The sequence below is a fragment of the Protofrankia sp. Cas4 genome (assembly GCF_963555915.1).
Classification (GTDB): Bacteria; Actinomycetota; Actinomycetes; order Frankiales; family Frankiaceae; genus Protofrankia.
Window position 1 is genome coordinate 1 of record NZ_CAUVXL010000205.1, and the last position, 12,206, is coordinate 12,206.

14 protein-coding genes are annotated in these 12,206 nt (G+C 68.3%); 6 read left to right on the forward strand and 8 right to left on the reverse strand.

Going from position 1 to position 12,206, the window contains the following annotated elements; all coding sequences use genetic code 11:
* The 5 genes from U9979_RS18850 to U9979_RS18870 all read right to left on the reverse strand — a co-directional run.
* Window positions 1-890, reverse strand: an 890-nt coding sequence (locus U9979_RS18850; protein ID WP_322780423.1) for an alpha/beta fold hydrolase, incomplete at its 3' end; no start/stop codon positions are given.
* Window positions 887-2,080: a 3-carboxy-cis,cis-muconate cycloisomerase gene (gene pcaB, locus U9979_RS18855; RefSeq protein WP_322749324.1), complete on the reverse strand. Its 1,194-nt coding sequence runs from the start codon at window positions 2,078-2,080 to the stop codon at window positions 887-889. The genes U9979_RS18850 and pcaB, both read right to left, overlap by 4 nt.
* Before the next feature lie 22 nt (window positions 2,081-2,102).
* On the reverse strand, window positions 2,103-2,672 hold the full coding sequence (gene pcaG, locus U9979_RS18860; RefSeq protein ID WP_322780424.1) for a protocatechuate 3,4-dioxygenase subunit alpha: 570 nt from the start codon (window positions 2,670-2,672) through the stop codon (window positions 2,103-2,105).
* The gene (gene pcaH / locus U9979_RS18865) at window positions 2,665-3,378 is read right to left on the reverse strand and encodes a protocatechuate 3,4-dioxygenase subunit beta (protein ID WP_416220255.1); all 714 of its coding nucleotides are present in this window, start codon (window positions 3,376-3,378) and stop codon (window positions 2,665-2,667) included. Before pcaH ends, pcaG begins: the two co-directional genes overlap by 8 nt.
* A 35-nt stretch (window positions 3,379-3,413) precedes the next feature.
* Window positions 3,414-4,598 (reverse strand): 4-hydroxybenzoate 3-monooxygenase, encoded by a 1,185-nt coding sequence (locus U9979_RS18870; RefSeq protein WP_322780426.1) that lies wholly within the window; start codon window positions 4,596-4,598, stop codon window positions 3,414-3,416.
* Between the two features lie 116 nt (window positions 4,599-4,714).
* Between U9979_RS18870 and U9979_RS18875 the strand changes: the two genes are divergently transcribed.
* The 4 genes from U9979_RS18875 to U9979_RS18890 all read left to right on the forward strand — a co-directional run bounded on the left by U9979_RS18875 (window position 4,715) and on the right by U9979_RS18890 (window position 6,997).
* The gene (locus U9979_RS18875; protein ID WP_322780427.1) at window positions 4,715-5,488 is read left to right on the forward strand and encodes an IclR family transcriptional regulator; all 774 of its coding nucleotides are present in this window, start codon (window positions 4,715-4,717) and stop codon (window positions 5,486-5,488) included.
* A gap of 86 nt (window positions 5,489-5,574) precedes the next feature.
* Window positions 5,575-6,111, forward strand: coding sequence for a hypothetical protein (locus tag U9979_RS18880; RefSeq protein ID WP_322780428.1), 537 nt, complete (start codon window positions 5,575-5,577; stop codon window positions 6,109-6,111).
* Window positions 6,112-6,326: 215 nt separating this feature from the next.
* Complete coding sequence (locus tag U9979_RS18885) at window positions 6,327-6,563, forward strand: type II toxin-antitoxin system prevent-host-death family antitoxin (RefSeq protein WP_322780429.1); 237 nt, start codon at window positions 6,327-6,329, stop codon at window positions 6,561-6,563.
* Window positions 6,564-6,616: 53 nt separating this feature from the next.
* Window positions 6,617-6,997, forward strand: coding sequence for a type II toxin-antitoxin system VapC family toxin (locus tag U9979_RS18890; RefSeq protein WP_416210580.1), 381 nt, complete (start codon window positions 6,617-6,619; stop codon window positions 6,995-6,997).
* 188 nt (window positions 6,998-7,185) lie between these two features.
* Here U9979_RS18890 and U9979_RS18895 read toward each other — a convergent pair whose 3' ends face one another.
* Window positions 7,186-7,608, reverse strand: a complete 423-nt coding sequence (locus U9979_RS18895) for a TOBE domain-containing protein (RefSeq protein ID WP_322749331.1) — start codon at window positions 7,606-7,608, stop codon at window positions 7,186-7,188.
* A gap of 503 nt (window positions 7,609-8,111) precedes the next feature.
* Between U9979_RS18895 and U9979_RS18900 the strand changes: the two genes are divergently transcribed.
* Together U9979_RS18900 and U9979_RS18905 are read left to right on the forward strand one after the other, a co-directional pair.
* Window positions 8,112-8,681 (forward strand): hypothetical protein, encoded by a 570-nt coding sequence (locus U9979_RS18900; RefSeq protein WP_322780430.1) that lies wholly within the window; start codon window positions 8,112-8,114, stop codon window positions 8,679-8,681.
* Between the two features lie 361 nt (window positions 8,682-9,042).
* Complete coding sequence (locus U9979_RS18905) at window positions 9,043-9,870, forward strand: LLM class flavin-dependent oxidoreductase (RefSeq protein WP_322780431.1); 828 nt, start codon at window positions 9,043-9,045, stop codon at window positions 9,868-9,870.
* A 9-nt stretch (window positions 9,871-9,879) separates the two neighbouring features.
* On the opposite strand, the gene U9979_RS18910 is transcribed toward U9979_RS18905, so the two are convergent.
* Complete coding sequence (locus U9979_RS18910; RefSeq protein WP_322780432.1) at window positions 9,880-11,058, reverse strand: acyl-CoA dehydrogenase family protein; 1,179 nt, start codon at window positions 11,056-11,058, stop codon at window positions 9,880-9,882.
* A 203-nt stretch (window positions 11,059-11,261) separates the two neighbouring features.
* A partial coding sequence (locus tag U9979_RS18915) for a TIGR03854 family LLM class F420-dependent oxidoreductase (RefSeq protein ID WP_322780433.1) occupies window positions 11,262-12,206 on the reverse strand: 945 nt, incomplete at its 5' end.

Below are 12,206 nucleotides of genomic sequence, written 5' to 3' on the forward strand. Positions count from 1 at the left end.
CCCAGGACGGCGCGGCGCGTCGCATAACCCGCGCTCAACGTCGCGCTCCCGGCGACGGGCCCCGCACCGTCCGGCGGGCAGAAGTGCTCCAGCAGGAGGCGTGCGACCTCGCCGGACCGCTCGACCGTGGCGAGGTGTGCCGCGTTCCCGAGCACCTCGAACCGGGCCCCGGCGATACCGTTGGCGATCGTCTGTAGGTGCTCGGGTGGGATGGCCGGATCGTCGGCCCCGGCGATGACCAGCGTCGGCGCGGCGATGCGAGCGAGATCGGGGCGCAGATCCATGGTGGCGATCGCCTCGCAGCACTGCGCGTAGGACTCCGCATCGGTGCACCTCAGCATGGCCACGAGCGCCGCCACCAGGCCGGGGTCGCGGGCCGCGAGGCCCGGTGTCACCCAGCGCTGGACGACTGCCTCGGCGATCGGGCCCAGCCCGTCGCGTCGCACCGTGGTGGCACGGGCGAACCTGGCCTTCGCGGGCGGCAGGTGGGCCGACGTGCAGAGCAGAGCCAGCCGGGCGATCCGCTGCGGATGGTGCGCGGCGATCCACATGGCCGTCATCCCGCCGAGGGACAGACCGGCCAGGTGGACGCGGGTGACGCCCAGATCGAGCTCGATCCGGTCCAGCACGGCCAGGACGTCGCGAGCCAGCTCGTCGATCGTGCACGGCTGGCCGGGCTGGCCGGGCTGGCCGGGCGGGGCGGGCGGGGCGGGCGGGGCGGCGGGTGAGCGGCCGTGGCCGCGGCTGTCGATCCGCACGACGCGGAACCGCTCGGCGAGGACGGCGACCTGCGGATCCCACATCGCGGTCGACGCGCCGAGGGAGTTGAGCAGCACCAGCACCGGTGCTCGGCGCGGCCCCTCGGCGAGGGAGTGGAGCGTGACGGTCATCGGTGTCGTCCCGCGAGATAGTGATCGACGATGTCGCCGGCATGGCCGACATCGGTGCTCGGCCGGACCCGGGCGTCGATTGCCTGCATACATCGTAGATTGCGGCTCATAGCGTCGCGGTCGACATGCAGGCCCGACAGCGATACGCGCAGTCTGGCCGCAGCGCCGCCCGCCACGTTGAGCAGCGCGGTGAGCGGTGCCCACTCGGCGTGCCACGGACCGGCGCCGCGCTGCAGCTCGCCGGGCATCGCGGCGAGAAGGGTTGCCACCAGGCCGGGCGCCTGTGCGGCGGCGGCCCGGGCCGTCACGGCCGCGATCGGGTTCTGCTTGTGTGGCATCGCCGACGATCCGCCACCGACGCCTTCGGCCACCTCGCCGAGTTCGGTCTGGGCGAGCAGCACGATGTCGGTGGCGATTTTGCCGACCGCGCCGGACGCTGCGCCGAGCGCGCCGGCGAGTTCGGCGATGCGGACGCGCTCGGTGTGCCAGACCGTGCCCGGGTCGGTCAGCCCGAGTTCATCGGCCAAGGCGGCGCGGACGGCCGGACCGCCCGGATACAGCGCGGCAAGCGTGCCGGCGGCGCCACCCAGCTGCACGGCGAGGTCCTCCCGTACCGCCCGCAGGCGACGGCCGGCTCGGTCGAGGCCTTCTCCCCAGCCGGCCGCTACCGCCCCGAACGTGGTGGGCACCGCCTGCTGAAGCAGCGTTCGTCCGGCCATCGCGGTGTTTCGATGGTCGCGTGCAAGGACGGCGCACGCCTCGGCCGCGCCATCGAGTCCGCCGCCGATAACGGCCGTCGCCCGGTGCGCCACCAGCATGGCCGCGGTGTCGAGGATGTCCTGGCTGGTGGCGCCGAGATGGACGGCCGAAGCGGCGTGTTCATCCGCGGCTTGCGCGAGCGCGACCCGAAGCCGGCGGACCAGCGGGATCACCGGGTTGCCGTCGGCGGCGGCCTGCCGACCGAGCTCGCCGGGATCGTGGGCGGCCGCCTGCGCGCAGGCGGCCTCGATCTGCGTCGCCGTCGCACCGTCGATCAGTCCTACCGTCGCGCAGGCACGAGCCAATGCGGCTTCGACGTCACACAGGGCGCCGAGCCAGGCGCGGTCGTCGGTGGTGGCGGCGACCGCGGTCGCACCGAAGATCGGATCCCACAGGGCACTCACCGGTTCACCGTCCTGGTCGCCCAGCATGATCGCACCGATGTCTTCGCCATCAGATCGCGAAGAACGGGGTCTCGTCGTGACCCTGTATCCGGATGTCGAAACGCAGGCCGCCGTTCTCCTGTTCTACCGCTGTCAACAGGCGCCGCTGTGCAGGTTCGAGCCCGCCCAGCACCGGATCGGTCGCGTTGGCCGCGGCCTCGTCGGGGAAGTAGATCCTCGTGACGAGGCGATGCAGCAGTCCACGCGCGAAGACGGACACGTCCAGGTGCGGCGCCTCGGTGCCACCGTCGCCGGCTGGCAGCGGCTCGGGCTTGAGCGTGTGGAAGACGAACGTGCCGTCGGATTCGGTCGGGCATCGGCCGAATCCCCGGAACCCGATGTGGGCACGGGCGCCGCGCGGATCGTCGGGGTGGTTGAAGCGTCCGGCGGGGTCGGCCTGCCAGATCTCAATGAGGCCGTCGGGGACTCCGTCACCGGCGCCGTCGATCAGCCTTCCGGTGATCGTAAGCAGGCCCGCGGTCCCGGGGGCGACGACATTTGAGCCATCCGCCCAGGCCAGCACGATGGCCAGGTACGGCCCGACGGTCTGCGACGGTGTCGATCCGAGCAGCTCAGTCATCGTGCGGCTCGCTCTCGAAGGGGGTCTGGTCGCGTCCACGCAGCACGATGTCGAACCGGAAACCGAGCGCCCAGTGGTCCGTCGTCACGTCGTGGTCGTAGGACGCCACCATCCGCGCCCTGGCCTTCTCGTCCGGGACGGAGTTGTAGATCGGGTCCTGGACGAACAGCGGATCGTCCGGGAAGTACATCTGCGTGATCAGCCGTTGAGCGAAGGCCCGCCCGAAGACCGAAAAATGGATGTGCGCCGGCCGCCAGGCGTTGTGATGGTTCTTCCAGGGGTATGCCCCGGGCCTGATCGTGGTGAACCGGTACCGGCCCTGGCCGTCGGTGACCGTGCGGCCCAGCCCGGCGAAGTGCGGATCCAGCGGCGACGGCCACTGGTCGCCGACGTGCCGGTACCGGCCGCCGGCGTTGGCCTGCCACACTTCGAGCAGGGCGCCCGGCACCGCGCGGCCACCCGAGTCCTTTAGCCGCCCATGGACGACGATCCGCTGCCCGCACGCTTCACCTCCGTCGTAACGGGTCAGGTCGTCCTCGCCCGGCCCGACCCGCTCGGAGCCGAACAGCGGCCCGGTGACCTCCGTGAGCCGATGTGGCAACAGGTGCAGTGGCCTGGTCGGATGGCGCAGCGCGGTGCTCTTGTACCCCGCGAACGACAACGAGGGGTGGGTTCCCTCGGCGTCCACGCGATAGCCGGTCGGCATCCGCAGCGGCAGCGCCACGTCTACGTCCACGTCGTTCATCGGTATGACCATCCTTGTGCGTAGGGCAGCCCGGTGTAGTTCTCGGCCAGCGACGTCGCCATCGCCGTGGACGACACGACGTAGTCGAGTTGAGCCAGCGCGAGCTGCTCGCCGAAGACGTCGTCGTCGGGCGAGCGGTGCAGCATCGAGGTCATCCACCAGGAGAAGTGGGTTGCGCGCCAGACTCGGCGCAGCGCGGTTTGGGTGTAGGCGGCGAGCAGGTCGTCCCGGCCTGCGGCGTAGTAGCCGCCGAGCGCCCGGGACAACAGGCGGACGTCGGCCACGGCGAGGTTCATCCCCTTCGCGCCGGTGGGCGGGACGATGTGCGCCGCGTCCCCGGCGAGGAACAGCCGGCCGTGCTGCATCGGCGTCACCACGACACTGCGCATCGATGTAATCCCTTTGTCCAGCAAAGGGCCTTCGGTCAACGCGAAGCCTGTGTCGTCGGCTAGTCGGGCATGCAGCTCCGCCCAGATCCGATCATCGGGCCATTCGCTGAGATCCTCGTCGGGCGAGACCTGGAGGTACATTCTGATGACGCTCGGTGAGCGCATGCTGTGTAGCGCGAAGCCGTTGGCGTGCCGGGCATAGATCAGCTCGTGCGAGGACGGCGGCGCGTCGGCGAGGACGCCGAGCCACGCGAACGGGTAGCTGCGTTCGTAGCTCACGAGGTCGGGCAGGTAGCTGCGGCTCACGCCGTGGAACCCGTCTGTGCCGATGACGAAGTCGCAGTCCAACACGTGGCGCGCGCCGTCCTGGACGAACTCGATGCGCGCCTCCTGGGGGTCGAGACCGACGAGGGCGACGTCCTCGATCTCGAATCGCACGTCGCCACCGGCGTCGAGACGCGCCGCGATCAGGTCTTTCACGACCTCCTGCTGCCCGTAGACCATGATGCCGCGACCGGTGAGCGCGGTGAAGTCGATGCGGTGGCTGCGCAGCCCGAAGCGCAGCTCGGTGCCCGTGTGCACCAGGCCCTGCGCGTCCATCCGTTTACCCACGCCGGCCTCGCGCAGCGTCTGGACCGTCCCGTGCTCGAGGACCCCGGCGCGGACGCGGCGTTCGACGTAGGCACGGTCCCGGCGCTCGAGCACGACAGACTCCACCCCCTGCAGATGCAGCAGGTGAGCGAGAAGGAGCCCGGCCGGCCCCGCGCCGACGATGCCGACCTGTGTGCGCATGCGGGCGACTCCTTCGGCGGTGACGGATGTCGGATGTCGGATCAGCGTGCCCCAGACTCGGCCGGTGCGGGCCTAGACTTCCGCCACCCGGAAGACCTCTTCGAAAGTGACACGCGATGAACGGCAGGCGGCGCGCGTCCGGTACCCAGCGGGTCCTGGCGATCCTCGACTGCTTCTGCGCCGACCGCCCGACGCTGGCGCTGTCCGAGATCAGCCGGCTGGCCGGGTTGCCGCTGACCACCACGCATCGTCAGGTGGGCGAGCTGGCGCGCTGGGGCGCACTGGAACGTGATCACAGCGGCCGGTACCGCATCGGGCTACGGCTATGGGAGGTCGGCGCGCTGGCGCCGCGCAGCATCGGGCTGCGCGAGGCCGCGCTGCCGTTCCTCGAGGATCTCTACGAGGTCACCCACGAAAACGTCCAGATCGCCGTACTGGACGGGCCGGATGTCGTCTACGTGGAAAGGATCTCCGGCCGGCAGGCGGTACACATCGTGAGCCGACCGGGCAGCCGGTTGCCCGCGCACGCGACGGGCGTCGGACTTGTGCTCCTCGCCCACGCGTCCAGCGACGAGATCGACGCGGTGCTCGCCGGCCCGCTCAAGCGCTACACCGAGCACACCCTCACCGACCCGACCCGGCTGCGCCGCACCATGGCAGAGGTCCGCCGGACCGGCTACGCGATCAGCGACCGCCAGATCGAGACGGTCTCCGTCTCGGTCGCGGCACCGGTCTACGACTCGACCCGCACCGTCGTCGCGGCGCTGTCTATCGTCGTCGCGGCCAAGGCCGGACACGCTCGACGCTACGTGCCGGCTGTGCTGGCCGCGGCGCGCGGGATCTCCCGCCACCTCGGTGCCGGCCGCGAGAACATCGCAGCTGTCGATTGACCGCACCGGCGAGGTCACCACGGTGGGGCTGTTCCGGCCGGCCGCCGGTGGCTGAACACGATCGGCATCGTCAGACAGGACTCCACGTGCGATATACTCGCGACAACGCGATGGCCGCGCTCATTCTTGCTTTCTTTGCGTGTATGTGGTTCGGCTGGGCGCAGGAGAGACCGCCTTCCTCGTGGCGGCGGCCGCTTCTCATTGGCGCGATCGCGAGTGTGATCCTCGTCGTGCTCGGTGCGCGGGCGTCGTGGCAGCTGCGGTCGAGCAGTTCGGTATTCAGTGCGTCGGAAGCGTCGCGTCGCTACGGCATCGTTGTCCGGGTCGAGACAGTCATCGCCGCTGTGGGATCCACCGCGATTTTCTCCAGTGGCCGGTCCGAGTATCTGGCTCCCTGGATCTGCCTGGTGGTGGGTGTGCACATGTGGCCGATTGCGGCCGTGCTGCGTTCACCGTCGTTTCTCGTGCTCGGCGGAGTGCTGACTGTGGTCGCGGTGTCGGCCGTTGTCGTGTCCGGGCACACGGATGTCGCCGCAAGCGCCATCACCGGTGCGGGTGCGGGCAGCGCACTGGCGTGTTTTTCCGGCGTGAATGCAGCGCTGGCCCGCTGGTCCCGTGGTTGACAACGCAAAAGCAGGGCGGGTTCAAACGGTCATAGCGCCGCTCTGGATGTGTTCGGCCATATCGTCCGTTTTCTCGACGAGCACCAGTGAGCCACGCCAGCTCGACCTGAGTCGACTCCGCCCGGCGACGTGCATCTCGAAGCATCGTTGCCGCCATGTCACCGTTAGAGCGCCCGGCAACAGGGGCGTGTATCACGCGTGATACGCTAATATCCATGACTGAGGTGGCGGTTCGTGATCTGCGTAACCACGGCGGCGAGATTCTTGACCGTGTCATGGGCGGGGAGTCGTTGACGGTGACGCGGGATGGTCGTGCGGTAGCGGAGCTACGACCGTTGCCGCGCCGTCCCCTACCGGCATCCCTGCTTCTGGAGCGGTGGCGTCGCATGCCGGCCGTCGATCCTGTGGGGCTCAGGGCGGATATCGACAGTGTGCTGGACCCGGCGCTGTGACAGGTCCGTCGTGCAACCATGAGCGTGGTGTCCTCGACACCAGTACTGTGATCATGTTGTCTCGGATCGAGGACCCAGCCAGCCTTCCTGCGGAGCCGCTCATCACCGCGGTCACGCTGGCCGAGCTTTCGGTCGGACCGCTGGTCGCGACGACAGACGGGGAGCGCGCCGCCCGCCAGGCCCATGTTCAGCAGGCAGAGGCCGACTTCGACCCGCTGCCCTTCGACGCGGCAGCGGCCCGAGTGTTCGGACGTGTGGCGGCCTCGTTGCGGCTGGCTGGCCGCAAACCTTCGGCCCGTGCGTATGACGTCATGATCGCAGCCACGGCGCTATCTCATGAACTACCTGTGTACACGTGCAATCCCGCCGATTTCGCTGGAATTGAGGGACTCACGGTGGTTGCCATCCCGGTACCGAGTGCGCCGAAGTCCTAGTGTCTCGTGATTCCACTGACTTTACTTTCCATTGTTGTCGACAAGTTTCTTGATGTTGGCCTGGACAAGCTGGACCGTGGCGAGAATCTCGTCCGCGGTCGCCGTCCACGTGAATGGCTACCGAGATGGCATGGACGGACGACGACAGCGCGGCACCGAGGCCATTGCCGGCACGGACAGCCACGGCGTCAGGCGGCAGAAAGCGCGACCTCCGTCGACTTGATCAGAGCGATCACGGTGGAACCCGATGCGAGACCGAGGTCGGTCGCGGCGGCCCGGGTGATCGCCGCTGTGATCTCACCGCCACCGTCGAGGACGATATGCGCGACCACCATTGCGCCACCGGTCTCGAGGCTGGAAACCGTACCGGGTAGCTGATTGCGGATACTGATGCCGGAAACAGCGCCTGTGGCCAGAGAGACCTCGGTTGACTTGATCAGAATATCGACGGCAGAGCCCACCGAGATACTGAGATCCTTGATCGCATCCATGGTCACCGCGGCTGTCATGCGCTGTCCACCAGTGACGTCGATCGCCACGGTGCCCATCGCCGCCCCGCTGGTGATCTCAGTGACGGTGCCCGTGAGCCGGTTGCGAATGCTCAAGCTCATTGATCTACCTCATCAGGTCGGGGCGCTGCTCAGAGGTGAACAGCTCCCACTCTCCTACACCAGCCGTACACGTCGTCAACCTCATTGCCCGTAATGCCCGGCAAGTAACGGTGGTGGATCGTCGGAGGACGACCGGCACGGTCGGGGTGCGGGACTGCAGTCGTTCCACTTTCGATGGTCACCCAGCCCTTGCTGGTAGCACATCGCGTGCAGAAAAATACTTAGCGTAAATCCTTGTCTGCGGTATAGATCTTTTGATATTTACTCATTCGCAGATCCCTAAGGCCAGATGTTCCGCATCTGCGGAGACGGTGCTAATCTCCCTCGAGGGGGCTTTCGTAGATCAATAGAGTTGTGGGGTCGCAGCCAGGGACGGCTGGTGGCCATGGCCCGGTCTGTGTTGGTGAGCGGAGCCCCCACCCGGCCGGTACGCCTAACCCTCGCCGGCCGAAACCCGCTATTCATCATGATCTCTAGATCGTCCATCACAGAGGGGATCCGCGGTGCCCGGAACCATGTTGACCCGATCCGCCAAGCGAGTACTTCTACCGATCTTCCTGTTTCTTCTCGCGCTGTCCTTGTGCCTGCTTCCCGGTTCAGTGGCACAAGCCACCACACCGGCGGCGTCGGCCGTGCCAGCGGTGCACAAGCACGTGGTTGTCAACGGTCGGGTCGGCCATCGGCTGCGCCTGAGCTTCGGCGATCTGCGGGCCTTCCCCCAACACACCCAGGACGTCGACTTCCTCAGCGGCAAAGGACCTGAGCACCACACCTACGTCGGTCCGCTGCTGCTGGACGTGCTGAAGTCCGCAGCACCGTCCTTCAACCCGGGCATCAAGAACGATTCTCTGCGGTACGCAATTCTGATCAAGGCAAGCGATGGCTATGAATCGGTGTTGTCATGGCCGGAGATCGATCCGAACTTCGGTGGTAAGCAGGCGCTGCTGGCCGTCAGCGAGGATGGTGTCCCCCTGGACAGTGCGGGTCCCCGGCTGACCGCCCCTGGTGATTCCCGTGGCGGTCGGTACGTCTTCAGCGTCGTCTCTGTCACGCTTATCAAGATCGGCGACTAGAGCGGTTCTGGTCCTGCGTTGACGTAAACGGATGGTGTGGCGTCCGGTTCGCCGGGCGCCACACCATCCGCGAGGGCCACTAACCGGACCCGGTCGACCCGTGGCCGGCGGCACGAGGGTATTGGACGGGTCACCACCGGGTTTGTCTCCATGAGCACTCCTCGTCTGGACGCCGGCGCGTCGAACAGGCCGTCCCGTATTGCCGGCGGACGGCGGACACTTTTCCGGAATAGCGTTCGATCAACATTGCGTACCGCCCCTGGCTGGAGCCGTCCCGCTGTCGGTGTTCGACCTCGTGCCGCTCACGTCGGGCTCGACCGTCGCCGCGGCGTTGCGCAATATGATTGATCTTGCGCGGTAGGTGGAGCGCTCCGGCTATGCCCGGTACTGGCTCGCCGAGCACCATCTGACTCCGAGCGTCGCCTGCGCCGCACCCGCCGTCCTGATCGCCCTGGTCGCCGATGCCACCCGGCGGATCCGGGTCGGATCGGGCGCGGTACAGACCGCCTACCAGACGCCGCTCGTCATCGCCGAGCAGTTCGGGACCATCGGGCATATTCATCCCGGGCGCATCGATCTCGGGCTGGGCCGTTCCCGCATCAGCACATTCATCGACAAGGCCACGGACGCCGTCTCTGGATCAACCGTCGGGCTGGCGCACTCGGGTGAGCGTCAGCCATCCCGGCCCTGCGTGGTCGACGGTCTGCTGATCCCGGCGCCACCGAGGTTCCGGTTCGATCCTTACCTGCTCCGCCAGCAACTGGAACTGGTCGGGTACCGGGATGGCGCGGGCGACGACTACGCACTGCAGGTGCGGGCCATTCAGGCGTTCATCCGCGGCGATTACCGTACCCACAACGGCGTGCACCTGCGGGCGCCCGCCGCCGAAGGCGCAGACCTGGAACTGTGGATTCTTGCCGCGAGTGCCGGGGAGAGTGCGCGGACCGCCGGCGCGCTGGGGCTACCGCTGACCGCCAACTACCACTCGATGCCGTCCGCCGTACTCGACACGGTCGTGGCGTACCGGGCCGCTTTCCGGCCGTCGGAGACGCTGCGTGCACCGTACGTCATGGTCTCCGCGGACGTCGTCGTCGCCGACGAGCTGCTCATCACCACCGTTACCCACGACCACGCTGCCCGGGTGCGTTCCTACGAACTCCTCGCCCAGGCGTGGGCAGGTCTGGACTGACCACCGGGTTCACCGTCGTGTCAGGAGTGCCCCGCCCAGCAGGTACTGCCCGACCATCTCGAAATTTGTCTGAGACAGGGTGATGTGCTTGACCGCCGTGTGGATGTCACGGAAGCAGCGGTCCAGCCGGCTGGCGGTGTAGAGGGAGCTCGTCCCAGCCAGATCGTAGAGCGTGTCCACGGCTGCTGCGGTGTTCTCGGCGACGGCCGCGGCCGCCAGGCGGATCAGTGCGCTGAGGTTGTCCCCGCCTTGTTCGCCGTGTGCCGTCGCGTGGTCGGCCGCGTCGGTGAGCAGTAGAGCGCTCGTCCGTACCAGGATCTCCGCGCGGGCCAGCCCCGCCTGCACGGTGTGGCTGGCGGCCAGCGGGCTCGTCGCTCTGGCAGGGATCTTCTCTCGGGCCAGCGACCGGAAGGTCGCGAGGGCGTCCTGGGCGATTCCCAGTGTCGTCGACGCGGTCGTGAACGCGGCGAAGTCGTAGTAGGCGATCGGGTAGGCCCGGGAGGTCCGACCGGCGGGGGGCCGTCGCAGGAGCGAGCCGTCGATCGTGTGGTCCGCTGGGACGACCAGGTCTTCGACGCAGAAGGTCGTGCTTCCCGTGCCTCGCAGTCCCACGGTGAACCAGTCGTCCACAAAGCGGACGGCACTGGTCGGCACGAAGAACATGTGTGTCCGCGGTCCGGTGGGGGGCGTGCATGACGCGTCGTCATCCGGGAGTATCGCGGTGGCGACCAGCCAGCCGGCGTGCGCCGAGCCGCTGGCGAACGACCATGTGCCGTGTAGTCGGTATCCGTCGGGCACGGGTTCGGCCCGCCCGGTCGGGTTGATGCCGCCGACCACCAGTCCCGTGTTCTCGCGGAAGAGCCGGTGTGCCACCGGCTCCGGTAGATAGTCCGACATCCGGCCGATGGCGCCCTGGACCCCCATCTGCCAGGCGACGGATGCGTCGATGCGGGCGAGTGCCTGCAGGACGGCCGAGCCGGTCTGGACGCTGACCTGTCCGCCGCCGAAGGCGCGGGAGACCCACATCCGGTGGATGTTCTGTTCGCGTAGCGCGTCGATGACGGCGGGGGGAGTGGCCCGTTCGTGTTCAGCCTGGTCTCGGTACCGGGCGAGTATCGGAGCGATCGTCTCGACGCGTGCGGTCCACTCCGTGGTCTCGTCGCAAGGATGGTCCCCACTCAGGAGCATGGGGCGTGTACACCCGTGGCTCAGCACAGTACCCAGTGTCCATTATCCGAGCTTGTTCGGCGGACGAACGCCGCCGGACAGGAAGAAAGCCTCCCGTAGGTGGGGTCATGGCCGACGTAGTCGGCGCGGACATCGGCGCGGACATCGGTGGGATGTCGGTGGGATGTCGTCCCCGAGATTACGAGGGCTGTGCCCGGTTCCGGTCAGGTCTCGATCGGGAGCAGTTCGGTGGCGAACTGGTCGATGAACTCGTTCCAGGCCGGCAGGGACGTCGCTGGGCGAACCACGAACTTGCTCACCCCGACTGCGATGTAGTCCTCGATGCGGCGCCGGAGCGCGTCCCAGCCGACGGGCACGAGGGCGGCAGGGTCGGCGTCGGGCCGCCGACGCCGGACCGCGGCAGCGAGCGCGGGCGGAATGCCGCCGTCCAACGCGACGGCGATACTCAGCCCGTAGTGCTCGGGATCGATCATCCGCCCGGCGGCATCAGCCGCAGCTGTGATCGTCGCGATTCCCTCGGCGGCGTCGGACGGCGTGACCAGGGACGCCAGCCACCCGTCGCCCAGCCGGCCGATGCGGCGCAGCGCGGTGGGTGCGGCTCCGCCGAGCCAGATGTCAAGGGGTTTCGTGGGTAAGGTGCCGATGCTGACCTCGTCCAGCGTGAAATACCGGCCGCGGAAGGTGACCGACGGCTCCGTCAGCAGGCGCCGCAGCAGGACGAGCGCCTCCTCCAGGACCTCGCCCCGCGCTCCGGTGCCGTGTGGTCCAGGCGGGAGGGGGAAGGCGCCGCGGTCGGTCGGCTGCGCCGGACCGAGGCCCACGGCGGGCAGGATCCGGCCGGGGGCAAGACGTGCAAGAGTGGCGAGTTGCTTGGCGAACAGCACGGGGTTGCGCCCCGGCAGGACGGACACCCCGGTACCCAGCTTGAGTCGGCGCGTCCGCGCGGCGGCGTAGGCCAGCCCGACGATCGGGTCCGGGCCCGGTGACGACACAAGCTCCGGCAGCCACATAGAGTCCACACCGAGTTCGTCAAGCCGGCCGACGATGTCCGCGAAACTGTCGCCGGAATCCGCTCCGGGCGCGATTCCGATCCGTACCTTCACGCCCCGTCCAAGCGGATCCCCAGGCCGGGTATTCCGCCATACCGC

Excerpts from the sequence above, each read along its gene's own strand:
- pcaG (WP_322780424.1), bottom strand. The coding sequence starts at position 2,672 with ATGACTGAGCTGCTCGGATCGACACCGTCGCAGACCGTCGGGCCGTAC.
- U9979_RS18895 (WP_322749331.1), bottom strand. The coding sequence starts at position 7,608 with ATGAGCTTGAGCATTCGCAACCGGCTCACGGGCACCGTCACTGAGATC.
- U9979_RS18910 (WP_322780432.1), bottom strand. The coding sequence starts at position 11,058 with ATGCTCCTGAGTGGGGACCATCCTTGCGACGAGACCACGGAGTGGACC.
- pcaB (WP_322749324.1), bottom strand. The coding sequence starts at position 2,080 with ATGCTGGGCGACCAGGACGGTGAACCGGTGAGTGCCCTGTGGGATCCG.
- U9979_RS18890 (WP_416210580.1), top strand. The coding sequence starts at position 6,617 with ATGTTGTCTCGGATCGAGGACCCAGCCAGCCTTCCTGCGGAGCCGCTC.
- U9979_RS18885 (WP_322780429.1), top strand. The coding sequence starts at position 6,327 with ATGACTGAGGTGGCGGTTCGTGATCTGCGTAACCACGGCGGCGAGATT.
- pcaH (WP_416220255.1), bottom strand. The coding sequence starts at position 3,378 with ATGCCGACCGGCTATCGCGTGGACGCCGAGGGAACCCACCCCTCGTTG.
- U9979_RS18875 (WP_322780427.1), top strand. The coding sequence starts at position 4,715 with ATGAACGGCAGGCGGCGCGCGTCCGGTACCCAGCGGGTCCTGGCGATC.
- U9979_RS18870 (WP_322780426.1), bottom strand. The coding sequence starts at position 4,598 with ATGCGCACACAGGTCGGCATCGTCGGCGCGGGGCCGGCCGGGCTCCTT.